Annotated in this window: 23 protein-coding genes; 6 read left to right on the forward strand and 17 right to left on the reverse strand. The window is 56.2% G+C overall.

From position 1 onward, the window contains the following. Window positions 1-139: 139 nt before the first annotated feature. Window positions 140-841 (forward strand): hypothetical protein, encoded by a 702-nt coding sequence (locus IEX74_RS17425; protein WP_188815288.1) that lies wholly within the window; start codon window positions 140-142, stop codon window positions 839-841. Window positions 842-923: 82 nt separating this feature from the next. Here the strand turns inward: IEX74_RS17425 and IEX74_RS17430 are convergent, their stop codons facing one another. Next, on the reverse strand, window positions 924-1,553 hold the full coding sequence (locus tag IEX74_RS17430; RefSeq protein ID WP_188815289.1) for a class I SAM-dependent methyltransferase: 630 nt from the start codon (window positions 1,551-1,553) through the stop codon (window positions 924-926). Between the two features lie 125 nt (window positions 1,554-1,678). Between IEX74_RS17430 and IEX74_RS17435 the strand changes: the two genes are divergently transcribed. Beyond that, window positions 1,679-2,359 (forward strand): metallophosphoesterase, encoded by a 681-nt coding sequence (locus IEX74_RS17435; RefSeq protein WP_188815290.1) that lies wholly within the window; start codon window positions 1,679-1,681, stop codon window positions 2,357-2,359. 16 nt (window positions 2,360-2,375) lie between these two features. On the opposite strand, the gene IEX74_RS17440 is transcribed toward IEX74_RS17435, so the two are convergent. The 5 genes from IEX74_RS17440 to IEX74_RS17460 all read right to left on the reverse strand — a co-directional run bounded on the left by IEX74_RS17440 (window position 2,376) and on the right by IEX74_RS17460 (window position 6,034). After that, window positions 2,376-2,828 (reverse strand): TerB family tellurite resistance protein, encoded by a 453-nt coding sequence (locus IEX74_RS17440; RefSeq protein ID WP_262892043.1) that lies wholly within the window; start codon window positions 2,826-2,828, stop codon window positions 2,376-2,378. 77 nt (window positions 2,829-2,905) lie between these two features. Then, a complete protein-coding gene (locus IEX74_RS17445) occupies window positions 2,906-3,787 on the reverse strand; it encodes a sterol desaturase family protein (protein WP_188815292.1) in 882 nt (293 codons plus the stop codon). Window positions 3,788-3,860: 73 nt separating this feature from the next. Next, complete coding sequence (locus IEX74_RS17450; RefSeq protein ID WP_308421130.1) at window positions 3,861-4,835, reverse strand: pectinesterase family protein; 975 nt, start codon at window positions 4,833-4,835, stop codon at window positions 3,861-3,863. A gap of 126 nt (window positions 4,836-4,961) precedes the next feature. After that, complete coding sequence (locus tag IEX74_RS17455) at window positions 4,962-5,420, reverse strand: YybH family protein (protein ID WP_188815293.1); 459 nt, start codon at window positions 5,418-5,420, stop codon at window positions 4,962-4,964. Window positions 5,421-5,503: 83 nt separating this feature from the next. Beyond that, on the reverse strand, window positions 5,504-6,034 hold the full coding sequence (locus IEX74_RS17460) for a YMGG-like glycine zipper-containing protein (RefSeq protein ID WP_188815294.1): 531 nt from the start codon (window positions 6,032-6,034) through the stop codon (window positions 5,504-5,506). Between the two features lie 357 nt (window positions 6,035-6,391). Here IEX74_RS17460 and dinB point away from each other — a divergent pair, with 357 nt between their 5' ends. Further along, window positions 6,392-7,432 (forward strand): DNA polymerase IV, encoded by a 1,041-nt coding sequence (gene dinB, locus IEX74_RS17465; protein WP_188815295.1) that lies wholly within the window; start codon window positions 6,392-6,394, stop codon window positions 7,430-7,432. Window positions 7,433-7,515: 83 nt separating this feature from the next. Further along, window positions 7,516-8,346 (forward strand): maleylpyruvate isomerase N-terminal domain-containing protein, encoded by an 831-nt coding sequence (locus IEX74_RS17470; protein WP_188815296.1) that lies wholly within the window; start codon window positions 7,516-7,518, stop codon window positions 8,344-8,346. Window positions 8,347-8,557: 211 nt separating this feature from the next. Here the strand turns inward: IEX74_RS17470 and IEX74_RS17475 are convergent, their stop codons facing one another. The 8 genes from IEX74_RS17475 to IEX74_RS17505 form a co-directional block, all read right to left on the reverse strand. After that, on the reverse strand, window positions 8,558-9,388 hold the full coding sequence (locus IEX74_RS17475; protein WP_188815297.1) for an enoyl-ACP reductase FabI: 831 nt from the start codon (window positions 9,386-9,388) through the stop codon (window positions 8,558-8,560). A 120-nt stretch (window positions 9,389-9,508) separates the two neighbouring features. Further along, complete coding sequence (recN, locus tag IEX74_RS17480) at window positions 9,509-11,182, reverse strand: DNA repair protein RecN (RefSeq protein WP_188815298.1); 1,674 nt, start codon at window positions 11,180-11,182, stop codon at window positions 9,509-9,511. A 166-nt stretch (window positions 11,183-11,348) separates the two neighbouring features. Further along, complete coding sequence (gene porD / locus IEX74_RS17485; RefSeq protein ID WP_188815299.1) at window positions 11,349-12,263, reverse strand: type IX secretion system protein PorD; 915 nt, start codon at window positions 12,261-12,263, stop codon at window positions 11,349-11,351. Beyond that, window positions 12,256-12,906 (reverse strand): phosphopantothenoylcysteine decarboxylase domain-containing protein, encoded by a 651-nt coding sequence (locus IEX74_RS23460; protein WP_308421131.1) that lies wholly within the window; start codon window positions 12,904-12,906, stop codon window positions 12,256-12,258. Before IEX74_RS23460 ends, porD begins: the two co-directional genes overlap by 8 nt. A 99-nt stretch (window positions 12,907-13,005) precedes the next feature. Then, entirely contained in the window at window positions 13,006-13,554 is a 549-nt protein-coding gene (locus IEX74_RS23465; protein ID WP_308421132.1) for a flavoprotein, read from the reverse strand. A gap of 16 nt (window positions 13,555-13,570) precedes the next feature. After that, on the reverse strand, window positions 13,571-13,927 hold the full coding sequence (locus tag IEX74_RS17495) for a DNA-directed RNA polymerase subunit omega (protein ID WP_188815300.1): 357 nt from the start codon (window positions 13,925-13,927) through the stop codon (window positions 13,571-13,573). Between the two features lie 125 nt (window positions 13,928-14,052). Continuing rightward, complete coding sequence (locus IEX74_RS17500) at window positions 14,053-14,883, reverse strand: outer membrane protein assembly factor BamD (protein ID WP_188815301.1); 831 nt, start codon at window positions 14,881-14,883, stop codon at window positions 14,053-14,055. A 55-nt stretch (window positions 14,884-14,938) separates the two neighbouring features. Beyond that, window positions 14,939-16,651 (reverse strand): OstA-like protein, encoded by a 1,713-nt coding sequence (locus tag IEX74_RS17505; RefSeq protein WP_188815302.1) that lies wholly within the window; start codon window positions 16,649-16,651, stop codon window positions 14,939-14,941. A gap of 132 nt (window positions 16,652-16,783) precedes the next feature. On the opposite strand from IEX74_RS17505, the gene tilS reads away from it, so the two are divergent. Beyond that, on the forward strand, window positions 16,784-18,118 hold the full coding sequence (tilS, locus tag IEX74_RS17510; protein ID WP_188815303.1) for a tRNA lysidine(34) synthetase TilS: 1,335 nt from the start codon (window positions 16,784-16,786) through the stop codon (window positions 18,116-18,118). 122 nt (window positions 18,119-18,240) lie between these two features. Further along, window positions 18,241-19,185 carry a malate dehydrogenase gene (mdh, locus tag IEX74_RS17515; protein WP_188815304.1) on the forward strand — a complete coding sequence of 315 codons (945 nt, stop codon included), beginning with the start codon at window positions 18,241-18,243 and terminating at the stop codon, window positions 19,183-19,185. Between the two features lie 77 nt (window positions 19,186-19,262). On the opposite strand, the gene IEX74_RS17520 is transcribed toward mdh, so the two are convergent. The 3 genes from IEX74_RS17520 to mutL all read right to left on the reverse strand — a co-directional run bounded on the left by IEX74_RS17520 (window position 19,263) and on the right by mutL (window position 23,039). Then, window positions 19,263-20,156 carry a rhomboid family intramembrane serine protease gene (locus tag IEX74_RS17520; protein WP_188815305.1) on the reverse strand — a complete coding sequence of 298 codons (894 nt, stop codon included), beginning with the start codon at window positions 20,154-20,156 and terminating at the stop codon, window positions 19,263-19,265. A gap of 12 nt (window positions 20,157-20,168) precedes the next feature. Further along, on the reverse strand, window positions 20,169-20,975 hold the full coding sequence (locus IEX74_RS17525; RefSeq protein WP_188815306.1) for a rhomboid family intramembrane serine protease: 807 nt from the start codon (window positions 20,973-20,975) through the stop codon (window positions 20,169-20,171). 111 nt (window positions 20,976-21,086) lie between these two features. Next, the gene (mutL, locus tag IEX74_RS17530) at window positions 21,087-23,039 is read right to left on the reverse strand and encodes a DNA mismatch repair endonuclease MutL (protein ID WP_188815307.1); all 1,953 of its coding nucleotides are present in this window, start codon (window positions 23,037-23,039) and stop codon (window positions 21,087-21,089) included. Window positions 23,040-23,230 lie beyond the last annotated feature (191 nt).

The following is a 23,230-nucleotide window of genomic DNA, read 5'->3' on the forward strand; positions in this document are numbered from 1 at the left end:
GGTAGCTGCTCTGGCCGGAGCCTGCGCAGATAATTATCGCATTTACAGTCACTTCGGCCGTGCAGCCGTAAACTGAACGGGTGCGGACTTATACCGCATTCAGCCATGTCTGGCTGCTTCAATCAGATTTACTCCTTCCATGCAAACCTTCACTGCCGAGCGGCTTTCGTTCGATCCCCTCTCGGAGCTGCCCAACTCCTGGCAGCCCCAGGACTACAAAGCTCTCCTGCTGAAAACCGGCTACGACAACCCCAACGAGCTGGCTGCCGACGAATTAAAAACCATGTGCCTGATGGCGCTGGCCGACTTAGAGCCCGGCGAAGCGGCTCAGCTTGTGCTGGAACATCTTTTCGAAGACCAGCTGACGGCAGGCCAGATCGAGAACCTAGCCCACCAGATGCTCACCGAGAAGCTGTGGGAAGAAAACCCGCAGCTGGAGCAGCACGAAGGGTTCTTCAAAGCCACCCAGCTGCTTTACACGGCTTACAACGGTAAGTTTCCGCGGGCCGAAGCGGTGCAGTTTCAGGTGCAGCTCACCACGGAAGACCCCAACGGCTTTCACCTCTTCGATGCGCAGCCGGAGGCCCCGCTGCTGCGCGTGTTGGCCCAGGGCATGCCCGATAATGCGCTGCTCAAGCGCTTGTTTCATGAGCAGCTGGACGGCGCCAGCTTCCCCGAGGCTTCGGCTATTATCTGGCAGCTGCGCCCGGTGATGCAGTCGGATAGCTCGGCCGTGTTTGAAGTTGTAAGCTCGGCCTACTGGCTCGACGACTTCAAGTATGCCGACTCTTACCAAGCTACTACCCAGGCCGATAGCCTAGCCGAAGAGGCAGCAACCTAGGTTTTATGGCTGGTGCGCTTGCATTGGACTGCACCAGCCATAAAACCTAGGTTACTTACCGCATGACGAAACTGCCCGGCAATCAGCTTCCTTTTTGAAACAGAAAAGACACAACCCGCGGGGTTTCGCCTTGGTTTTCCTTATCGAACCACTCCTGCAACCGCAGGCAGCGGAAGCCCTGCTGCCGGGCATTCTCGGTGAAATCGGAGAGGTGGTGAACGTAGCATTCCAGCTCAAATACCTCATCTTCAGCGATATTAAAGCGGGCTTTACTGCCTTGATATTGCTTGAAGGGATGCAGCTCGCCAATGTAGAACAGGGCGCCGGGCCGCAGGGCCTGCCACGCCTGCGAGAAGATATGACCTAGATCCTGAACGTGCTCCAGGATCAGGCTGCACGTGAGCAGCTCCGCCTCCGCGTTGGCAAACTGCCAGGGTTTAGTGATGTCGGCGTGCTGGAACGTGACATTAGGCGACGCTTTTTGCTGGGCCTGCTGCATCATTTCGGCGGAGAAATCGACGGCAATGAGGCGCTCGGCGCGCAGGGCCAGCCACTCGGTATTCTTGCCGGTGCCGCAACCTAGCTCAATCACTTCTGTGTAGGGGCCGGGCGGAATGAGGCTGCGAATTGCGCGGGCTTCCAGGTCACGCGTTGGATTCTCAGCGGTGTCGTAGCTAGGCGCCCAAGTATTGTAGGCTTGCTCGGTATTCATAAGGGCGGGGCTTGGATTGGCTAGGTAAAATCCTACTCCAAGCTAACATCTTTAATCCAACTCCGCACTATCAAAATACCATTATCTACGTCGCCCCAAAAGCTACTGCGCACGTAGTAACCCCTATGGAAACTTACGTGCTAGGCGACATTCACGGCGCTTTTCGGGCGTTGGAGCAAGTATTGGAGCGCAGTCCGTTCCGACCCGGCATCGACCGGCTTGTGCAGATTGGAGATGTATCCGACGGCTGGCCCGAAACGCCGGAGTGCGTCGAGCGCCTGCTGAGCATTCCGAATAGCATCTGGCTGCAAGGCAACCACGATTGGTGGACCACTGAGTGGATGGCCACGCAGCTTCCACTCGCCGACGTTGACACAATGTGGTATACGCAAGGCGGCAAGGCCACCTACGATGCGTACCAACGTGTAGGCGAGGATATTATGCTAAGGCACTTTAAGGCGTTTTTCGGCGAGCAGATTGCTTACTTCGAAGATGAGCGCCACAACCTCTACGTGCACGGCGGCTACGACCCGGAAGACCCGATCGAAGTTCAGGACCCGTACGACTTGGTCTGGAACCGGGAGCTGTGGCGCAACGGTGAAATAGCGCACGGCTATCCTAACTGTTTTATCGGCCATACGCCGACCTGGCCCAGCAGCGAATTGCCCGTGCAGCGCGCCAACGTGTGGAACATAGACCAGGGCGCGGCGTACGGCGGCAAGCTTACGCTGATGAACGTGCGCACCAAAAAATTTGTGCAGAGCGACACGGTACAGGGGCTCTACCCCAGCGTGAAAGGCCGCTAGGCAGAGCCCCTGCTACCTAGCTTACAGTTGGCGGATTGGGATGTGGATCGGGCTTACCGCCAGATAATTGCGTCACCATATCGTCAAGGATGGCTTTGCTGTAGCCGATGCGGTTGGCATACTCCATGCACAGGCCATATTCGCGGGGATCAATATCACCATCTTGCAGCATCATTTGCACCAGGGTTTGCAGTTCTAGCGTGCGCTGAATTCCTTCGGCCGGCACGATGAAGCTGAGCACCCCTAGGTTATCGGCGATGGGCATCACTTCTTCCGGCTTCAACCCTAGCTTGTCGCCGATCTGAATTAGAAATTGGCCTTCATCGTCGCTGAGCCGGCCATCAGCGGCGGCTAACAGGACTAAATTCTGAAAGAAAGCCAGCTTTTTCTGCTGCGTATTTAGTACCTCTTCGAGGGCGCGGTGCTCTTGCATATTTGTTGGAGAATGTTCGTGGAGTGATGGCAGCACTTGACAAAGAGCTGACTTAGTTGAACGACGACTTACCGGGAAGGTTATCGGCCTAGGCTACGTTGACTAAAATTTCGCTACTCAGCCAATTCATCTACCGGCAACGGCTGGGGCTCTCGCTTGGGCACCGAGCCATCGAGGCTAGCCCAGCTGCGGCGAGGAGCCAGCGGAAGCTTAAGCAACTGCCTTATTGTCTGTTCATCGGCATCGGCGTAAGCGGGCACACCGATGGTAACGTGCTGCTGCGGCACATTGAGGCGTAGGGTGCGGTGCAGCCGGTCCCAGAGCGAAAGCACGACGCCGAAGTTGCTCTGCGTTTCGCGCTGCACTACGGAGTGATGAATGCCATGCACCCGCGGCGTCACCATGAAGCGCGCCAGCTGCCGCTCCAGCCCGAACGGCAAGCGCAGATTGGCGTGATGAAACGCTGTACAGGCCTCAAAGACGGCCTCATACAAGAGCAGCGTAACAGGCCGCACGCCCACCAGCGCCGGCACGCCACCCCGGTACGGAATGCTGGCCAGCATCTCGCCGGCGTGAAAACGCCAGCCGGTGCTCAGGTCCATATCCAAATCGATGTGGTGGATGCGGTGAAAGCGCCACAAAAAAGGCGCGTGCAACAGCCGGTGCCAGGAATACGCTACGTAGTCGAGCACCAGCAGCTCGGCGAGCAGCCGCACCGGGCCCGGCAAAGCCAGCCGGTGCATTCCCCAGCGCCGACGAGCAGCCAACTGCGTAAGTCCAACCATAGCCGGCAGCAGCGCCAGACGCATGCCCACGAGCGACGGCGCTGCCAAACCGACGTTGCGCGACCACCGCTCGGCGCGCGGCCGCGTGCGTCGCCGTAAGGGCCGCATCGTTTCGCCCACCAACACGGCCGCCCCCACAACAAGCAAAGCCGGCGTGGCCCACCGATCGAAGCGGCGCAGCAACGCCGCGGTAGTAGAAAACAGGCGCATGAGCTAACCTAGGTTGATTCGCCAGGTCTTACGCGTGAAAACCTAACGTAGTCAGCTGCGAAGCTTACTTTTCCTACTTCTTGCCCGGATTCCACGGCAATGGCCCAGCAAAAATGCGCTTGAGTGTATATTCCTTGGCTTCCTTGGCGGTAAGCTGATGCGACCAAGCCACCCGGCTCTTAGGGTTGGACCCAGGCCCCATCGACTTATACTCAGCGTAGTACGCCGTTTTTTCGTTCTCCGGCTTGCCCCAGTTGTGCCAACCAGCCGGCACAATGTGGTGGCCCATTTCGGTGCGCAAATACACTACGCGGGCACTCGGTCGCCACGGACGACCTAGGTGCACCTGTGTGGCGCGGGTGGTATCGGCCGTGAGTTTACAATCCATAAACACGAAGCCGTGCGGGTGCCCAGCCGGTGTAGAAGCCGCCGTGATGTACGAATTCTTCTTGCTATAAATGGTGCAATGGTCGAACACGGCCGTGCTGGAGCCGAAGATAAAATCTGTGGTGCCTTCGATGTAGCAGTCTTTGTAGTACTGACGACTGTTGTCGGTAGCCAGAAACAGAACATCCTGATTTCCAACCATGCAGCAGTTTTTGAACACGCAGCGGTCAGCCTCAACGTGGAGCGCCACGGCTTGCCCGGCGGTGTAGCCGGCCGTGTTCTCGAAGGTGATATTCTCGGCTGTGAAGTCGTTGCCCTGCACCAGCACCGAGTGCGAAGTATAGGTGTTGATGTCGCCTTTGCCGGTGTGGTCGTCGAAGGTGATGGTGGTCGTGTTCTTATCCTCGCCGATAAGCGAAATATGCGTTTTCAGCGCCGGCACCACCAGCTTTTCGCGGTAGGTGCCCTTTTTCACCCGAATCATGACCTGCGTCTGGGATTGATTAGGCACGGCATCTACGGCTTCCTGCACGGTGCGGTAGGTGCCGGAGCCGTCCTGCGCCACAATGATGGGACCAGCCGCCAGGGTACTCTGCGCCTGCGCTCCGCTGCCTATTAGCAGCAGTAAACTCCAAAGAACTAATACGTTGCGGCGCATCATATGTGGTGTTTTCGTTAGCCTGGTAAAAACAATCGGGGCTAGGTTCGCGACCATCTCCTCTCAGAAGACGTGTCATCGACCTAGCCCCGAAGGTAAAATCAGGCAGCCAAACTGTGGCTATACATGCTACTGATTCTTGGCCTGCACCGGCAAATCTTCAAGTTGTGCGTAGCTGAGCTTCCACGCGCCATCGGTGCCTTTCTTCCAGAGCAGCATAAAGTTACCCTCGCCAAAACCTTCCGGCTCACCCGGGGCGACCGGCAGTACATCGACGGAGAAAGTGCCCGCTTCGTAGGCGGTGTGCGTGTCAGCGTCGGAGCTTACGGTGCTGGTTTTTAGGTTGGTGATGGTAGCTAGGGTGGCTTTCACCCACTTATCCGTTATTTCTGATTTGCCGCTGAAGTGCGTTTCGCCTTGTAGAAATTGGGCATCATCGGCCAGCAGCGCCGTTACTTTATCGGCATCTTTAGCATTCCAGGCCTGGATAAACTGCTGGTTCAGGGCCTGCACATTTACTTTATCATCGGAGCCGAAACACGAGGTCAGGACGGCGGCAGTGAGTAGCGCGCCAATAATCGATTTCATGGGGGTGGTTTTAGAAGAGGGTTGAGTGATGTAAAAAGCCCAAGCAGAATTGCCTGGGCTTTACGAGCTAGGTAAGCAGCTGCTTACCAGCTCTTTCTTCTATACTCTGAGGTAGAATAAGGCGTTGAACGGTCGCCGTACGACGTGTTGGGCAGGAAAGCAGCGCTGGCCGTTTGCGGCATAGCACTGCCCTTAGTGGCGTAAAGTCCGGCGGGCTGAGCAGCCGCTAAGCTAGCTGCTGAAGCAGGCGCTGACGTGCCCGACTTCGCACGGGCCGCTTCCTGCCGCGCCAGCTCTGCCCGACGATTAGCAGCCGCTACCCGCTCGGCGGCGGCACGGTTGGCGGCCGCAATGCGTGCCGCTTCTTTGTTCTTGTTGTCTTTGTGCTTACCAATGGCATAGCCGGCCGCCCCACCTACTACGCCGCCTACAGCGCCACCTACCACGCGGTTACGCTTGTTGATGACTGCACCCGTAAGCGCGCCGGCACCTAGCCCTATCACGGTACCTTTTGCCTGGGGGCTCCAGCGTTTCTTCTCCTGCGCCTGCGCTGTCTGGCTGAACAGCAGGGAGAGCACCAAAACCAAACTCAAAAGCTGACTGATCCTTTTCATGACAATGTTCATTTAGTTCAAAGAAATCTAGCAATAGGAATAAGCTGCAAGTGCAAGCATCCTGCCAAAACACCAGATTCGCTGTTGTGCTTGAAGAACGGAGCAGCTCAAAAAAAGTTAGCCTTATTCACTATATATTATTTTTCTATGATATAAATCGCAGCCCCATCATTAGTATTAATGTTTATTAATCAGCTATTTATACAAAATTCTACTTGCCTCTTTTGCGTAACCTAGCTTAGCCTCTTATTGCTTCTTCTTCGCATTTTAGCCTAGGTCTGACCGTCGTATCTTTGTCGGGTGCTGACAGGTAATTCGACAGAACAGGAGACCCCGCGCAAGATTATTCACTTGGATATGGACGCCTTTTACGCGTCGGTGGAGCAGCGTGACGACCCCGAACTGCGCGGGCGGCCGCTGGCGGTAGGCGGCGCCCGCGAGCGGGGCGTGGTAGCGGCGGCCAGCTACGAGGCCCGGCAGTTTGGGGTGCGCTCGGCCATGTCGGCGGTGGTGGCGCGGCGCCTGTGCCCGGAGCTGCTTTTCGTGCCGCCGCGCTTCGAGGTGTACAAAGCCGTGTCGCGACAGATTCACGCCATTTTTGCCGAGTACACGCGACTTATCGAGCCGCTTTCGCTGGATGAAGCGTACCTAGATGTGACGAATAATCTGAAGAATATTCCATCCGCTACACGCATTGCGGCCGAAATCAGGGCCCGTATTCTACAGGAAACCCAGTTGACTGCTTCGGCGGGCATTTCCTACAATAAATTTCTGGCCAAGCTAGCTTCCGACTACCGCAAGCCCAACGGCCAGTTCGTGATTCTGCCCAGCGAGGGGCTGGCTTTTGTGGAGGCGCTGGAGGTCGGCCAGTTTCACGGTATTGGAAAGGTGACGGCGGCCAAAATGAACCAACTCGGCATTCATACCGGCTGGGATTTGCGCCAGCAGCCGGAAGCCTTTCTGCGGCAACACTTCGGCAAGGCGGGCTCCTACTACTACACCATTTCCCGCGCCATCGACTACCGCCCCGTGGTGGCCGACCGCCTGCGCAAATCAATTGGCGCCGAAACCACTTTCCCCCGCGACCTCACGACGCTGCCGGAACTCACCGAAGCCTTGCAGCCGTGCCTGGAGAAAGTGTGGAGCTACTGCGACCGGACCAGCCTACGCGGCCGCACCCTCACGCTCAAGGTGAAATACGCCGATTTTCAGCAAATTACGCGCAGCCGCAGCTACCTGGCTCCGCTTACAAGCCAGACGCAGCTAGAGCGCATCAGCCACGAGCTGCTGACGGCCTTGCTGCCACTGCCGCAGGGCGTGCGCCTGCTGGGCGTAGCGTTGTCGAACCTGGATACGGCCACCGAAACCGCAAGCCGGCAGCTGGACCTAGGTTTTTAAGAGGGCTGTTATTGATTGATAACGAAGCAAGTATGAGCCGCCAGCTATCTTGCGCGTACCTAGGTCCTAAAAATCAATACGCTATGCAGAAGCTTCCTCTTGACGTCGTGTCGCTGCTCCCGCAGCTTGATCAGCTATTGATTGAGTTATTGAAGTCGCTCACGCCCGACGACTGGCAGCGGCAAACCATTGCCAAATTGTGGAAGGTAAAAGACGTAGCAGCGCACTTACTCGATGGCAATATCCGGGTGCTTTCCATGCTGCGTGATAAGTACGCCGGAGAAGTGCCGCCGCCCATCAACTCGTACCAGGATTTGGTGGGTTTTCTGAACGGCCTGAATGCCGATTGGGTGAAAGCCATGAAACGTGTGAGCCCCGGCATGCTGATTCTGCTGCTCGAAGTCACCGGCAAGCCCTTCTGTGACTATTACGCCTCACTCGACCCGTTTGCTAAATCTCCTTTTTCTGTTGCCTGGGCCGGCGAAAACGAAAGCCAGAACTGGATGCACATTGCCCGCGAATACACGGAAAAGTGGCTCCACCAGCAGCAAATCCGTGACGCCGTTCAACAGCCCGGCTTGATGACGCACGAGTTCTTCTACCCGTTCATCAACATTTTCATGCGCGGCTTGCCGCACACCTACCGCGAAGTAGCCGCCGACCTAGGTACTGTAGTTAAGCTCACCGTTCCGACAGAAATCGGCGGCTCGTGGTATTTGCAGAAAGCAGAAGCTGGCTGGGCGCTTACAGAAGCGGCTACTCCTGTGACAGCTGAGGTTATCATCCCCCCGGATGTTTCCTGGGGTTTATTCTCCAAGAGCCTCCGGCCGGAGCATGTGCGTGGTCAGGTCGAAATTCGAGGCAATGAGAAGCTAGGTGAAGTAGCGTTGCAGATGGTTTCGGTGATGGCCTAGGTCTTTGAAAATAAAAAGCCCAGCTAGGTAGCCGGGCTTTCTGCTCTTAAAATCTTATGCTAATCTCCCGCTTCGCAGGCCGATGTAGAGACGCAACATTTTGCGTCTCCTCGTTGCGGATGTTGTTGACCTAGGTTGTCCCTGGTGCATTGTTCAACGACGAGACGCAAAATATTGCGTCTCTACATCGTTCTGCCTTTTGCAGAAAGCCTTACTCGCTTTGCTTCGTGACGGCCGTAATAGCTTCCACAATTTCCTCCGAAATACCGGTGGTGCTGAAGCCGCCGTCGTGCATGAGGTTCTGCATGGTCACGTAGCGGGTCAGGTCGGAGAAGAGGCTGATGCAGTAATCGGCGCAAGCCTCAGCGGGCGCATTACCCAGGGGCGACATTTTGTTGGCGTATTCATAGAACGCATCGAAGCCAGAAATGCCGGTGCCCGCCGTGGTCTTGGTGGGCGACTGGCTAACGGTGTTCACGCGCACTTTCCGGAGCTTGCCGAGGCGCTGGCCGTAGCTGCGGGCAATGCTTTCGAGCACGGCCTTGGCCTGCGACATATCCGTGTAGTCGAGGAAGGCGCGCTGGGCGGCGATGTACGACAGCGCCACCACCGAGGCCCACTCGTTGAAGGCATCTTGCTTCTCGGCCACCGCCAGCATCTTGTGGAACGACAGCGCTGAAATGTCCAGCGTTTTCTGGAACCAGTCATAATTCAGCTCGCCGTAGTGCTTGCCCTTACGGATGTTCGGGCTCATGCCAATGCTGTGCAGCACGAAGTCCAGCTTGCCGCCGAGCTGCTCCTGCGCGCCGGAGAACAGCTTCTCCAGATCTTCTACCGAAGTAGCATCCGCCGGAATGATGGGTGCATTGCACTGCTCCGCAAGTTTGTTGATTTCGCCCATCCGCATGGCGAGGGGCGCATTGGTCAGCACGATGCGGGCGCCTTCTTCGTGGGCTTTCAGCGCCACTTTCCAGGCAATGGATTCTTCATTGAGGGCGCCGGAAATAATGCCGACTTTGCCAGCGAGTAGGTTATTAGGCATTCGTTTTTAGTTGTTTGTTTTTGGTTTGTAGCTAAGCTAGGTGCAGTCGAGCGACGCGCCCGACCGTCTTGAAAGCCCGAAGTTCACAAATAACCTGCAACCAACAACTAAAAACCACTCTTAAGCAGCCAGCAGCTCGCCACCTAGGGCTAGTAGCTCGCGCGCGCTCTGAAAAGCGTTTTCGCTCGGATTAGCTCCCGAAATCATCTGCGCAATTTCGCGGATGCGCTCCTCCTCCGTCAGCTTTCTAATGCGGCTCACAGTACGGTCGGCGCGGTCCTCTTTGTACACGAAGTAGTGCGCGTCGCCGGCGGCAGCCATCTGCGGCAGGTGCGAAATAGCCACGAGCTGGTGTTTCTTAGCCATCTGCTGCATCATGCGGCCAACTTTCACCGCAATTTCGCCGGAAATACCCGTGTCGATTTCGTCGAAAACGATGGTCGGCAAAGCGGTTTTGTCGGCCAGCATATATTTGATACAGAGCATCAAGCGGGAGAATTCACCACCCGAAGCGGCTTTGCTGAGCGTCTGCGGCTGCGCGCCCTTGTTGGCCGTGAACAGAATGCTGATAACGTCGGTGCCGCTGGCAGCGGGTTGGCCGGTGCTGTGCTGCACCACAATGCGCGAGTGCGGCATACCTAGGTCGGCGAGCAAGCTGCACAGCTCTTTCGAGAACACCGGGAAGGCCTTCTGCCGGTTCTCCGAGAGCTTGGCCGCCTGACGCTTCACCGTGGCAAGGGCTCCGTCCGTGTCTTTGCGCAAGCGGGCAATTTCTTTATCCAGGTTAAACACCGAACCTACTTTCTGGCGCAGCTCATCACGCACCTGAATCAAGCCTTCCAGGTCGCGGACCTGGTGCTTGCGCTGCAAGTTATAAATGACATTAAGGCGGGCTTGCAGCTCGTCAATGCGAGCGGGGTCGCCTTCGGTGCGGCGCTCGGCAGCTTCCACTTCGTCGGCAATATCGTGCAGCTCGATCAGGCAGCTGTCGAGGCGCTCTTTCAGGCCTTTGAAGGAATCGGCGTAGGCGGCAATCTGACCTAGCATCGTCGCGGCTTCTTTCATGCTGCCGGCGGCGCAGTACTCGCTTTCGCTCAAGCTTTGATAGGCCTGACTGAGCTTATACTTGATTTCCTCGGCGTGCTCCAGCTGCTTAATTTCCTGCTCTAGCTCCTCCTGGTTCTCATTGTCGAGGCTAGCCTCCTCCAACTCACTCAGTAAGAAACTGTTGTAATCCAGTTCCTTGTTAGCCTGAGCCACTTGGTCTTCCAACGCCTTCAGGTCAGCTTCCAGCTTGCGATACTGGCGAAACGAATTGCCATACTGCGCCCGCGTCGGCACGAGACCGGCGTAGAGGTCGAGCAGGTTGAGCTGGAATACGGCATCACCGAGCAGCAGCGTATCGTGCTGAGAGTGAATATCCATCAGGTTTGCCCCGATTTTGCGGAGCGTGTCCAGCGTCACGGGCGTGTCGTTCACAAACGCGCGCGACTTGCCCGTTGGGCTTATCTCGCGCCGCAGGATGCACTGCGTATCGTAGTCGAGGTCTTCCGACTCGAAAATGTCTTGCAGCTGATAGCTTGAGATGTTGAACTGCCCCTCAATCACGCACTTACGCTCCGTGTTGAACAACATGCGCGAGTCGGCGCGGTTGCCGAGCAGCAGGCCGATGGCACCTAGCATGATGGACTTACCGGCACCCGTTTCGCCGGTGATGATATTGAGCAGGGCCGAAGGCCGCAGCTCAAGTTGCTCAATAAGAGCGTAGTTCTGAATACGAAGATCGACGAGCATAAGGAGCCAAAATAAGGAATCGAAGCCCTAAAAGGGCTGAATACTGGCTTACCCGACGGCCAATGAGCCGCCCGTTATCTACAAATCTACTAAGTGGCTTAGTTAACTACTAATTATTTTATGCAAAACCTAGCCTGATGCTCAAAATAGCCGTTTCGCCTAACGATCAGGGCTGGCGCAAGATAACCTGGTACTTGGCCGAGTTAGTCGGGTCAATTTCCGACAGCATCGTCACAAGTTGCTGCTTTTGCTGGGCATCCTGGCTAGTGCGGAAGATGTTCGCAATTTCCTCCGACTTCGTCTCGAAGAAGTAACGCGCCAGCATCGTGTTAGGCCGCCGTACTACCGCTTGTCGTACGCCCTGCAAAGCCGTGAAAACACTGGCGCGCGCATCATCGGGCTTGGTGATGAAAAGGTCGAGGCCCTCGCGGTAGTAGGCATAAATGCCCGTCCGGAACGCTTCTAGTTGCGGGTCTTGCAGGTTGTTCAGCAGCCAATAACGATTACGCGGCTCCGCATCTTTCCAGGCCGGATCTTGCTCGTTCGTAGTGGTTTGCGAAGCAGCATTGAGCAGAATTGTGCGCGCCCGGTCGTAGTACGGCGAGCCACCTAGCTTGGAAAAGCTGTCCTGGTCCATGCCCACAATGAGGTAGGCGTAGAAGCTCAGCAAAGACGACAGATTCGAAACAAACGTGTTTTCGGAATAGTCGAGCGGGTTCTGGGGCGAGTAGTTGAAAACCCAGTTCGGGTCGGAGAAAGAAAGCAAGTTAGTTTCGTAGCCGGTGCCGTAAACGGGTCGCGTCGTCACGATACGCACTGTTGCCCGGTATGTACCGGTTTGCGGAATCTCGCGGATGCCCACAAAGAAGCGGCAGCGAATCCGCTCTTCCGGCCGGTACTCCTGGTTGGTCCAGGGGTGCGTGTTCAGAAACGCCTTCATGTCGCTCTGCATCTGCGTCACGAGCTGGCGGTCGGAAATCGTCACGTTTTCAGTCGTCACGGTTACGTCAGCCTGCAACTCCTGGGCCTGACCTAGGTAGCTGACCAACAGTAGCAAAGGCAGCAAAAAGAACTTACGCATGGTGAGGAAGGCGGGCAAGAATGGTACGGACAATATCCTGGGCTACGACGGCTTTTGGCTTCAATTCAAAGATAGTCATTTGGCCGTCGGCCTCCAGCAGCGTCACTTTATTCGTGTCGTGGCGAAAACCGGCACCGGGGTCGCGCAGGGAGTTGAGCACAATCAGATCAAATTTCTTGCGCGCCAGCTTCTCACGGGCGTTGACTTCCTCGTTGTTGGTCTCCAACGCAAAACCCACGGAAAATTGTTCAGCCCGCTTCGTCCGACCTAGGGTCGCGGCAATATCCACGTTCTTCACCAGCTCCAACGTCAGTGTGTCGCCCGCCTTCTTGATCTTGTTTGGCGCTACTTCGCGCGGCTTGTAATCGGCTACAGCGGCCGCAAATACCCATACATCGGCGGCAGGCGCAACGGCGGCGGCCGCAGCATACATCTGATCGGCCGTTTCCACACGCAACGTTTTAATACCTAGGTGCGCAGGATCAGTTAGGTTGGTCGGGCCACTTACGAGCGTTACTTCAGCGCCGGCAGTGGCAAAAGCTTCAGCCAACGCGTAGCCCATCTTACCAGTGCTATGGTTGCCAATGAAGCGAACCGGATCAAGCGGCTCGTAAGTCGGGCCGGCGGTGATTAGAACACGCATCTACAGAACTATTGTAGGAACGCGCCACGGCGCGTTCAATCGTTGAACGGATAACACTAAGTGCAGTCTGCGCGGACGAGAACGCGCCGTGGCGCGTTCCTACGAAAAGAACCGCTCCAGCTCCGCCACAATCTCCTCTGGCTCCAACATCCGCCCCGGCCCCGACAAGCCACTGGCTAACTCCCCAGACGGCGATTCCAGCACATGGTTGCCGTAGGAACGCAGCCGCGCAAAGTTCTGTGTAACAGCAGGATGCGCGTACATATCCAGGTCCATCGCAGGGGCCAGAAACACGGGGCAGCGCGCTGAGAGATACACCGCATCTAGCAACGAATCGCAGAGGCCGTTGGCTAGGTGCCCAATGGTGTTGGCGCTGGCCGGGGCAATTACCAGCGCATCGGCCCACAGACCTAGGTGCACATGGTTGTGCCACTCGCCGGCGACTTCATCCTTCAGAAAGCCCGTGAGCACTTGTTTTTTGGACAGCGTACCTAGGGTAAGGGGCGTGACAAAAGCCGAGGCCGAGGCAGTCAGAATGACTTGCACCTCAGCCCCGGCTTTAATCAGGAGCCGCACGAGCACGGCCGATTTGTAAGCGGCAATACTACCACACACTCCGAGCAGAATCTTACGGCCTTGCAACGGCATGGTGGGCAGCTACAGACTACTCAGTAGCGCGGGTGAAACCCGTTTGCTCAGGGCCAACCTCTTCAGCTGGCGTGCTGAAGTGCACTTTGCCTTCCAAGAACTCTTCGATAGCCAGGTTGGTAGGCTTAGGCAGCTTCTCATAGTGCTTCGAAATTTCGATTTGCTCGCGGTTTTCGAACACTTCTTCGAGGTTGTCAACAGTGGTGGCAAACTCTGCCAGCTTGTTGTTAAGCTCCTCTTTCAGCTTCAGCGAAATCTGGTTGGCGCGCTTCGAGATGATGGCAATCGACTCGTACACGTTGCCCGTTTCATTGGCAAATTCCGCCATGTTGCGCGTCACGATAGAGGCAGAAACGTTGTTCGGAGTTTTCATTGAGTGGATGATTTAGATTATTGATTGCTGAGTGGTTAGGTGGCTAAATGGTTGATTATTGTGCGTATCAGAAAGCATTCATGTACGATTCAACAATCAGGCATTTAACACTCCAACCATTTACATTATTGATTAGCTGCAGTAGGTTTGGTTTCCTTCATCTTGGCTATCTGCGCACGGCTCTGGTCGTACATGTTTTCCGCCGCTTTCAGATTTTTGCTCTGCGGATACGTGTCGATGAAGGATTGGTAGAACGCAACAGCTTCCAGGTACCGCTCCCGCTGCTTTTCCTCGACGCTTTCACGCGCCAAGCTGTACTGAGCGCTGAGCTTTAGGAAAGCCGCTTGCTCGTTGTAGGCCGAAGCCGGATACTGCTGCTGAAACGACGTTAGGGCGACAACGGCCGACTGGTAATAGCGCAGATTGTAATATAGCTCAGCGCTTTCAAACGCCTTATTTTCCAGTTTCTTCTGTAACTCTTGCGACATATTCTCTGCTTCCTGCCGGAACTGGCTCTCCGGATATCGGTTCAGGAACTCCTGAATAGACTCAATAGCGGTGTACGTGTTCGTCTGGTCCAGCTCATAGCCGGGCGAGTCGCGGAACAAGGATTTGGCGTGCAGCAGGGTGGCCTCCTCGGTGTATTGGGAGTTCGGATACGTGTCGTAGAACGTCTTGAAGTGGTAGGCGCTCAGCGTGTAGTTGCGCTGCTTATAGTTGGTGTTGGCAAAGTAGAATTGCGCCTTTTCTGCTTCCGGGCGGCCTTTCAGCAGCGGAATTAATTCTTCAAGCAACGTACCGGCCTTGAAGTAGTCGCCGCTTTCGTAGTACTTGATGGCAGCTGTATACTTGGCGTTTGCATCAGTGCTCTTAAGTAGCTTCTGATACCCCGTGCATGAGCCCAGTACTAACGTGCTCAGCAACAGAAGAAAGAATATCGGACGAAAAGTCTGCATAAGGGGGACAAAGATAACAGATGACAAAGCCGAATCAAAGGTCAGGCGCCACAAGCTAGCGGGCGGCCGGCGGGCGCGTGGCCACTTTCGGAGTTGTTGGTTTAGGAACTATCGGTTTTGAGGGCGCCGCTTTCTTTGGCGTAGTTGGTTTGGCCTTCGAGCGGGTTTTCAATTTGGACCTAGCTTTCGGCTTGGCTTTGACCGGCAGCGCGAAATGCTTGCCTAACACCTGGCGCCGGGTAGGCCGTTCCGTGGCTCGCCAGGCAAATCCTTTCAGCTTTGCATCTTCGGGCTTTAGCTCGGGCGGCGGAATAAAGCTAGCATCAGGGTTGGTCAGGAAGGAAATACTATTCAATTTGCTTTCGGCAAAGCGCAAGGCCATGTTCGCACTCAGCGCCTTGTTCACGCCCGACACGACCGTGTCGCCCTCAAGAGCATAGTAGAGGCTCTCGGCGTTGCCAAGCACGTCCACTTTTTTCAATTTATTTTCGGCAAAGTACGCCACCATGTTGCGGCCCTTCACCTGGTTGAAGTTTAGTAGCGTGTCCTGCCCTACCACGAAAGCATTGGCATACAGCCGAATCTGGTCGATTTTGCTGCGGCGCTGCCGGATTTCCATGCTATCGGCCGTCAGCTGGTTTTTCTCCGACCATAGCACCGGGTCGCGGTTCAGGTAGATAATCGAATCCTGCCGGTCGTAGGTCAGCGAGTCGCAGCGGCCCTGCATCGTTCCGCGGAAGATTGCCACTTTGTGGAAGGCGTAAAGTACACTGCGCGTGTTGGTTTGGGGCGGTTTGGCCTCTATGCTCAGCAGCGTATCGGCGGCCATATACAAGGTGTCCTTGCCGGAGATGTTGCGCATCACCGGCCGGGTGCCGTACACTTTCGTCCGACCTAGGTTTCGCCAGTAATGGCCCACGTCGCCACGTATAACCAAATTATCCTTCTTTGACGTCATTGAGACGTGCCCCGTGGCTACGCCGTATTCCGAGTTTTGGTCGTAGGTGAGCTTGTCGCCCCCGAGCAAGTACTCCGGCGTTTCAATCTTGGCGTTGCGCTGGAAATTCGCAAGCTTAGTAATCGTATTGTAGTTGCCGTTTTCCGCGTAGAGCGTGCGCTGCAACTTGTCTTTGATGCGCGTCGGGCCGAAGAAATAGGTAACCTTCGAAATCGTGTTGTATTGCAGCGTATCGCTGTTGATTTCGTTGCTCTTGGTCACGACGTGCACGTTGCGCCGAAAGCTGAAGATCTTGGACGTGGTGTTGTAGTAACCGAACTGACTATCGAGGGTATTTTCGGGGTCTACGAGGTGGCCGCCCGTGTTGTAGTAAGCTAGGTTTGTATTCAGATCGTAGTCGAGCAGCGAGGTCGTGAGCGTCATGCGCGGGTCGCGCATGGTCACATTGCCGGTGATGCGGGCCTTGCGGGTGTCGCCGTCGTAGGTGCCCCGGTCGCCGGTGATGACTACGGTATCGTTCTGAATGATGCGCACGTTGCTGAACGCTTCCAGTGCGTTTCGCTCGGTGTATTGGTAGGCTGAGTCGCAGTAGAGCAGCGTGGTACCCTGTCGGAAGCTCACATTGCCAATTAGCTTGCGGATGGCAACTCCGTTGAAGGTGCCGCCCACCAGCTCTTGCGTACCAGGAAGTAGCTCAATGCGCTGACCTTTCGGCGGTGTACCAGCAGGCGGCGTGGGCCGCTTTTGCGCCACAGCCAGCACGGGCAGAAGCGCAAGCAGAAGAAGATAAAGAGACTTATGGAGTGGCATTTGGGCACAAAGGTACGGAAGGCCGCTTGGTAACGCCCATCTTTGTATTGTAGTGCCCTCACGTGTTGGCTTACGACCTAGCTTTCTTCAGCAGAAGCTAGCTTTTGGGCCTGACGCTAGAACAAACCGATTATGCTTGACCAAGTTCGCCAGTTCATTGAAGAGCACAGCCTCTTCTCCCCTCCTACCGACCAACTGCTTGTCGCCGTGAGCGGTGGCATCGATTCCGTGGCCCTCGCTGATGTGCTCCATAAGCTAGGCGTGCAGTTTGCCGTAGCGCACTGCCACTTTGGGCTGCGCGGCGAAGAAGCCGATGCCGACGAGGACTTCGTGCGCAAGCTGGCCAAGAAGTACGAAGCCCCTTATTTCGCCGAGTTCTTCCAAACCAAGGCCTTTGCCGAGCAGGAAGGAGTTTCGACGCAAATGGCCGCCCGTGTGCTGCGCTACGAGTGGTTTGAGCGGTTGCGCCAAATGCAGCAACTCAACTACATTGCCACCGCCCACCACCAGCGCGATGCTGCCGAAACGATGCTTCTGAACCTCACACATGGTACGGGGCTAGCTGGCCTGCACGGTATTCCGGCCAAGAACGGCTACCTAGTGCGGCCATTGTTAGGTATCGGCAAGGAAGAACTATTCGATTACGTAGTTGAGCGCCGGCTTACCTGGCGCGAAGATTCCTCCAACGACAGCACCACTTACCAGCGCAACCGCCTCCGCCACGACGTAATGCCAGTGCTGCGCGACATCAACCCCAACCTAGATCAGACGCTGCAATACACGGCCGAGCGCGTGGGCGGCGCCGAGGAAATTCTGCGGCGCTACGTGGCCGATACGGCAGCGCAAGCGCAGAAAGTGGAAGAGGAAGTAACCTACCTCAACATCGCGACGCTGCAAGCTACGGCGGCCGTGGCGCTGGTGCTGCATGAGTTATTACAGTCTTTCAACTTCTCCTATTTGGTGGTGAAAGATATTGTAGCAGCGTTTAAAGCGCCGGCGGGCCGGCAGTTTGAATCGCCGACGCACACGCTGGTGAAGGACCGCGACCAACTGGTTATCACCCGCAAAAACCTAGCTCGCTTCGGCACGCACCAGCTCATGGCCGGTCAGCCGGAGCTAGTAGCGGACGGTTTGCGCCTGACGGCCATCTTGCGCGAGGCTGAAGGCTTCACGCTGCCGCGCGGCCGCAACGAAACGGCCCTCGATGCCGACCGCCTCCAGTTTCCGCTCACGGTGCGCCCGTGGCAGGAAGGCGACTGGTTTATGCCGCTCGGCATGAAAGGCAAGAAGAAGCTCAGCGACTTCCTCATTGACCAAAAAGTACCGCTCAACCTGAAAGACGACGTGCGTGTGCTGGTGAATGCCGACGGCCGCATTGCCTGGGTTATCGGCTACCGCCCCGATGACCGCTACAAAGTGACGCCTGAAACCGAAAACGTGCTGGTTTTACGGACTAGTAAGGCATAGAAACCTAGGTTTCTACTCAGGTTTTGCAACTGCTTGGCAAGCTGGAAAATCTACTGTTGAAGTGAACGGGTTTTACTTACATTTACACGGATCCCAAATTTCACTCCCAACCCATTCCCCCGATGAAAGTAACCGTAGTTGGAGCCGGCAACGTAGGCGCTACCTGTGCCGACGTTCTCGCCACCCGCGAAATTGCCAATGAAGTGGTGTTAGTGGATATCAAAGAAGGCTTCGCCGAAGGCAAAGCCCTGGATATCTGGCAGAAGTCCCCCATTATCGGCTACGACTCCCGCACTGTGGGCGTCACCGGCGACTATAGCCGCACCGCCGATTCAGAAGTAGTTGTGATTACCTCGGGACTACCCCGCAAGCCCGGCATGAGCCGCGATGATCTGATTTCCACCAACGCCGGCATCGTGAAGTCGGTGACGGAGCAGGTGGTGAAGTATTCGCCCAATGCCATCATCATCGTGGTAAGCAACCCGCTCGACGTGATGACCTATCAGGCGCATCTCACCTCGGGGCTGCCACGCGATAAGGTGTTCGGCATGGCTGGCATCCTGGATACGGCGCGCTACCGCGCTTTCCTGGCCGAAGCGCTCAACGTGAGCCCGAAAGACATTCAGGCGGTGCTCATGGGCGGCCACGGCGATACGATGGTGCCCCTGCCCCGCTACACTACGGTAGGCGGCATTCCGGTAACGGAGCTAATCGGCAAAGAGCAGCTTGATGCCATTGTGCAGCGCACAGCCGTCGGTGGCGGCGAGTTGGTGAAACTGATGGGCACTTCGGCCTGGTACGCGCCCGGTGCGGCTGCCGCCCAGATGGTAGAAGCCATCGTGCGCGACCAACGCCGCGTGTTCCCCGTCTGCCTGAAGCTGGAAGGCGAGTACGGCATCGATGGTGTATACCTAGGTGCGCCGGTTATTCTGGGCAAGAATGGTATCGAGAAAGTGCTCGAACTTCAGCTAAACGAAGAGGAAAAAGCCTTGCTGGAAACTTCGCGTGGACACGTGAAGGAAGTGATGGACGCGCTGGATAAGATGGGCCAATCGACTCCGGCTTAATCAAGACAAGTAGGATAGTAAAACAGAAAGGCCCGTTGGTGTACCAACGGGCCTTTCTGTTTTACTATCCTCTTGCTCTACTTCTGACTAGCCCGAAAGAGCTTCTGCTTCTCGTCTTTCGACAAGCTCTCGTAGCCGGAGCGCGAAATCTTATCCAGAATCAAATCAATCTCGTCTTGCTCGGGCTTTACAACGGTAGCACGCCGAGTAGCAGTTGCAGGCTCGCTAGCACGGCTGCGGTGCGTCACGCGCAGGCGTGGCCGGCCGCTGAACACACTCCCGACAAAATCGCCGACGGCCTGCACCGGACGACCTAGGTCGGTGCCGCGCTGGAGCTGCTTGACAAAGACGAAACCTAGGATGGCGCCGCCGATGTGGGCTATTTCGCCACCGGCATTTCCGCCATCAATACCAGCCAAGGAAATTAGGACGACTACGGCCGCAATGTATTTGATGCGAACTGCGCCGAATAGGAACAGGTTGAACGTGTAGTCGGGCAGCAACGTGGCTGCGCCAACAATGATGGCCGTAACGGCGCCAGAAGCACCTAGCACTTCGGCCGGTGGCCCCATCCGAAAGACGGGAATCAGGTTGTAGCTGAGCAGAAACAGGACGGCCCCACACAGTGCCCCTAGGATATAGAGGCTTACGAGCTTCCGGTCACCTAGGTATTCGCGCACCAGCGAGCCGAACCAATACAGGTTCAGCAAGTTAAAGATAATGTGCAGAAAGCCTTGGTGCAGAAAGGCATACGTGAGCACCGTCCAGGGGCGACGTAGCAGCGAATCCGGTTCGGAGGGCAGGCTGAAGATCCGAACGACGTCTTCGTACAGCCCGCCGCTACCACCAATAAAGGTGACAACCCTAATCAGAATTAGGGCCACAAACACCAGCACGTTGATCAGCAACAACTGATTCAGCGCATTGTCGCGGCGACTGAAGGCAGTGCGAATGTCATTGAGAATACTCATGAGGCAGAAAAATCAATAAAATCGGGTATGGCTTCGCTCCCAAATTTTCAACACAATAAAGCCAATCAACAATCCGCCCAAGTGCGCGAAATGCGCCACATTGTCGCCCGGAGCCTGGTGGATGCCCGCGTACAGCTCATAAAGGGCATACAGCGTGACGAAGTACTTGGCTTTTATGGGAAATGGGAAGAAGAGCAGCATCAGCTCCGTGTTGGGGAACAAATAGCCAAACGCGAAGAGCAGCCCAAACAGTGCCCCGGAAGCACCTAGCATACCTGCGCTTGGGGAGTTGATTGTCCGGGAATAAAATGAGTTTACATCTTCAACAGCCGCAGAAATCAACGACTGCTCGTTTGGGTTACGATTTAAAGCTGTAGCTGTCGCAGCTCTTCCCGGATCATACTCTTCTGGGGCAAAATCTCGGTAGAACTCCGCAAAGCCTACACCAGTTGGGTTTTGTCGGAATTCAATGCGCGCCTCATCTATTTGATGGAGTTCGTAATAACGCACACCGGAATATAACACCCCAGCACCTATCCCGCAGATCATCCAGAACATAAGCAGCCTTTCGCCACCCCAACGCTGCTCCAGCAACGGCCCAAAAGAAATCAGACCAAACATATTGGAAAGAACATGCATGAACGAGTTCGGGTCGTGCAAGAACATGTAAGTGACGAACTGCCAGGGATGAAAGTTGATAGAGCCGATGGGGTATAGCGCACCAAATGGCACTATCACCTGCTTCATCTGGGTCTCCAAAAAGTAAACACCTAGGTTTATAAAGAGCAGCGTCCGAACCGTAGGAGTGAGATTGAACATAAGCGAAGATAGCGCGAAGCTCCAGCTCCGCGGATCGTTGAAGGTCCTTTGTTGAACTTGCACCAACGCAAATCGTTCAACGCGGCGCGAAGCTGGAGCTTCGCGCTACTGCTAGCCTTTACGGAAAAACTCCTGCAACTGACTAAGCTCCAACAGCACCAGCGTGCGGCGCCCGTCGGGCGTGTAGCTAGGAATAGAGCAGGCGAAAAGCTTATCCACCAGCGTGTTCATCTCTACTTCGGCCAGGCGGCTGCCGGTGCTGGTGGTGGCTACGCGCCGGGCTAGGGCGCGTGCCATCTGTTCGCGCCGGTCGAGCCGTACGGAACTGGAAGTAACTCGAAACTGCTCGATCAGGCCCTCAAAAAGCTCTTTCTCGTCGCGGGCGGGTACGTCGGCCGGAATGCCTTCGACGGCAATGGTATTGGGGCCAAACTCGGTGAAGCGAAAACCTAGGGCGTGCAACGAATCGGTCACTTCGCGTAGCACCGCAAAATCCTGGGGCGAGAAGGTGACGGTACGCGGAAACAATAGCGTCTGCGAAAGGCCACTCTCCCGTTCCAGCGCCTGCGTGTACTGCTCATACAGAATCCGCTCCCGTGCTGCTGCCTGGTCGATGAGCATCACGCCCGATTTCACCGGCACCAATAAGTACTGCTGGTGCACCTGAATCACGCGGTTGCCGGGGCCGCTGCTGCTTTCGCGCAACGGCAGCTCGGCCGCCGAGACTGGCTGCGCGGGCTCTGGTGGCGGTGGCGGCGGTGTAACGCTAGCTTTCGCGAATGGGTTAGTCGGCGGCGAGGCCGGCACATCCGGCACTATCGTTTGACCCAAAGAGCGGTAAAATTCTTCTAGCCCGCGCTTCGCTTCTTCTGTTGGGCGCGGCGGAATGCTGCGCTCCGGAATGACTTTCTCCTTCGAGCTAGCTTCCTTAGGTGCCGCGGCTCGTGCAGCCGCCGAAGCCAGGGCATCGGGGCGGAAGTTGGTGTCGAAGCTGTTCTTAGCCGTATCCGAAACGCGCAGCGGCTGGATAGGCGCGAAGTTCACGTCGCCCTCAAAGTCGAGCGAAGGCGCCATGTTATGAATGCCCAACGACTGCTTCACAGCCGCCCGCACGATGGCATACACAGTTTTCTCGTCCTCAAATTTGATTTCCGTCTTCGTGGGGTGCACGTTGATATCAATCGTCTTAGGGTCGAGTTCCAGAAACAGCACGTAGAACGGGTGCGTGTCGCGGGGCAGCAAGCCTTCGTAGGCAGCCAGCACGGCGTGGTTAAGGTAAGCCGAGCGAATAAAGCGGTTGTTGACGAAGAAAAACTGGTCGCCGCGGCTCTTCTTGGCCGATTCGGGCTTGCCGATGTAGCCCTTCACACTAATAAAGGGTGTCACCTCTTCGCACTGAGCCAGCTGCTCCTTGTAGCCGTTGCCCAGCAAGGCCACAATGCGCTGGCTGAGCTTGCCCGCCGGTAAGTTGAACACCTCTAGCTCGTTCTGGTGCAGCGAAAAAGCAATCTGCGGATTAGCCAGGGCCACATGCTGAAACTCATCCAGAATGTGGCGCATTTCCACGGCGTTGCTTTTCAGGAAGTTACGCCGAGCGGGCACGTTATAAAAGAGGTTCTTTACCGAGATGCTCGTGCCATCGGGGCAGGCCACGGGCTGCTGGCTGGTCACCTGCGAGCCTTCTACCAGCAGCAGCGTGCCCGTGTCGTAGTCGCGCTGCTTGGTGCGCAGCTCCAGCTGCGACACGGCCGCAATACTGGCCAGCGCTTCGCCGCGAAAACCTAGGGTCCTGATTTTAAACAAGTCCTCCGTCGAGCGAATCTTGCTGGTGGCGTGCCGCTCCAGGCTCATGCGGGCATCGGTGGGCGACATACCGGCGCCGTTATCGACTACCTGCACGAGCTGCTTGCCTGCTTCTTTGATGATCAGGCGAACCTGCGTGGCATTGGCGTCCACCGCATTTTCCAACAACTCTTTGACCACTGAGGCCGGGCGCTGCACCACCTCGCCCGCCGCAATCTGATTGGCAAGGTATTCGGGAAGCAACTGAATCACGTCCGCCATGGGCCGGGAACTGAAGTTGAGAATGAATAGGTTAGCAAAGACAAAAGGAACGGGCTAAAGCCAGCCGACATTCGGCCTCGGGAAATAATCCGTAACTTTGCGGCCAACTTTTGTTTGCGCAGCACCGAACGGACTTTCGCCTCAGTGCTTCTGGAAGGTTTGACGCTACGCTGCAGGCAGTTAAAACCGCC

The sequence above is a fragment of the Hymenobacter cavernae genome, assembly GCF_014641455.1.
Classification (GTDB): domain Bacteria; phylum Bacteroidota; class Bacteroidia; order Cytophagales; family Hymenobacteraceae; genus Hymenobacter; species Hymenobacter cavernae.

What these genes read in the sequence shown, in the direction of transcription:
- IEX74_RS17425 (WP_188815288.1), top strand. Translation starts at nt 140, where the DNA reads ATGCAAACCTTCACTGCCGAGCGGCTTTCGTTCGATCCCCTCTCGGAG.
- IEX74_RS17430 (WP_188815289.1), bottom strand. Translation starts at nt 1,553, where the DNA reads ATGAATACCGAGCAAGCCTACAATACTTGGGCGCCTAGCTACGACACC.
- IEX74_RS17435 (WP_188815290.1), top strand. Translation starts at nt 1,679, where the DNA reads ATGGAAACTTACGTGCTAGGCGACATTCACGGCGCTTTTCGGGCGTTG.
- IEX74_RS17445 (WP_188815292.1), bottom strand. Translation starts at nt 3,787, where the DNA reads ATGCGCCTGTTTTCTACTACCGCGGCGTTGCTGCGCCGCTTCGATCGG.
- IEX74_RS17450 (WP_308421130.1), bottom strand. Translation starts at nt 4,835, where the DNA reads ATGATGCGCCGCAACGTATTAGTTCTTTGGAGTTTACTGCTGCTAATA.
- IEX74_RS17455 (WP_188815293.1), bottom strand. Translation starts at nt 5,420, where the DNA reads ATGAAATCGATTATTGGCGCGCTACTCACTGCCGCCGTCCTGACCTCG.
- IEX74_RS17460 (WP_188815294.1), bottom strand. Translation starts at nt 6,034, where the DNA reads ATGAAAAGGATCAGTCAGCTTTTGAGTTTGGTTTTGGTGCTCTCCCTG.
- dinB (WP_188815295.1), top strand. Translation starts at nt 6,392, where the DNA reads ATGGACGCCTTTTACGCGTCGGTGGAGCAGCGTGACGACCCCGAACTG.
- IEX74_RS17470 (WP_188815296.1), top strand. Translation starts at nt 7,516, where the DNA reads ATGCAGAAGCTTCCTCTTGACGTCGTGTCGCTGCTCCCGCAGCTTGAT.
- IEX74_RS17475 (WP_188815297.1), bottom strand. Translation starts at nt 9,388, where the DNA reads ATGCCTAATAACCTACTCGCTGGCAAAGTCGGCATTATTTCCGGCGCC.
- recN (WP_188815298.1), bottom strand. Translation starts at nt 11,182, where the DNA reads ATGCTCGTCGATCTTCGTATTCAGAACTACGCTCTTATTGAGCAACTT.
- porD (WP_188815299.1), bottom strand. Translation starts at nt 12,263, where the DNA reads ATGCGTAAGTTCTTTTTGCTGCCTTTGCTACTGTTGGTCAGCTACCTA.
- IEX74_RS23460 (WP_308421131.1), bottom strand. Translation starts at nt 12,906, where the DNA reads ATGCGTGTTCTAATCACCGCCGGCCCGACTTACGAGCCGCTTGATCCG.
- IEX74_RS23465 (WP_308421132.1), bottom strand. Translation starts at nt 13,554, where the DNA reads ATGCCGTTGCAAGGCCGTAAGATTCTGCTCGGAGTGTGTGGTAGTATT.
- IEX74_RS17495 (WP_188815300.1), bottom strand. Translation starts at nt 13,927, where the DNA reads ATGAAAACTCCGAACAACGTTTCTGCCTCTATCGTGACGCGCAACATG.
- IEX74_RS17500 (WP_188815301.1), bottom strand. Translation starts at nt 14,883, where the DNA reads ATGCAGACTTTTCGTCCGATATTCTTTCTTCTGTTGCTGAGCACGTTA.
- IEX74_RS17505 (WP_188815302.1), bottom strand. Translation starts at nt 16,651, where the DNA reads ATGCCACTCCATAAGTCTCTTTATCTTCTTCTGCTTGCGCTTCTGCCC.
- tilS (WP_188815303.1), top strand. Translation starts at nt 16,784, where the DNA reads ATGCTTGACCAAGTTCGCCAGTTCATTGAAGAGCACAGCCTCTTCTCC.
- mdh (WP_188815304.1), top strand. Translation starts at nt 18,241, where the DNA reads ATGAAAGTAACCGTAGTTGGAGCCGGCAACGTAGGCGCTACCTGTGCC.
- IEX74_RS17520 (WP_188815305.1), bottom strand. Translation starts at nt 20,156, where the DNA reads ATGAGTATTCTCAATGACATTCGCACTGCCTTCAGTCGCCGCGACAAT.
- IEX74_RS17525 (WP_188815306.1), bottom strand. Translation starts at nt 20,975, where the DNA reads ATGTTCAATCTCACTCCTACGGTTCGGACGCTGCTCTTTATAAACCTA.
- mutL (WP_188815307.1), bottom strand. Translation starts at nt 23,039, where the DNA reads ATGGCGGACGTGATTCAGTTGCTTCCCGAATACCTTGCCAATCAGATT.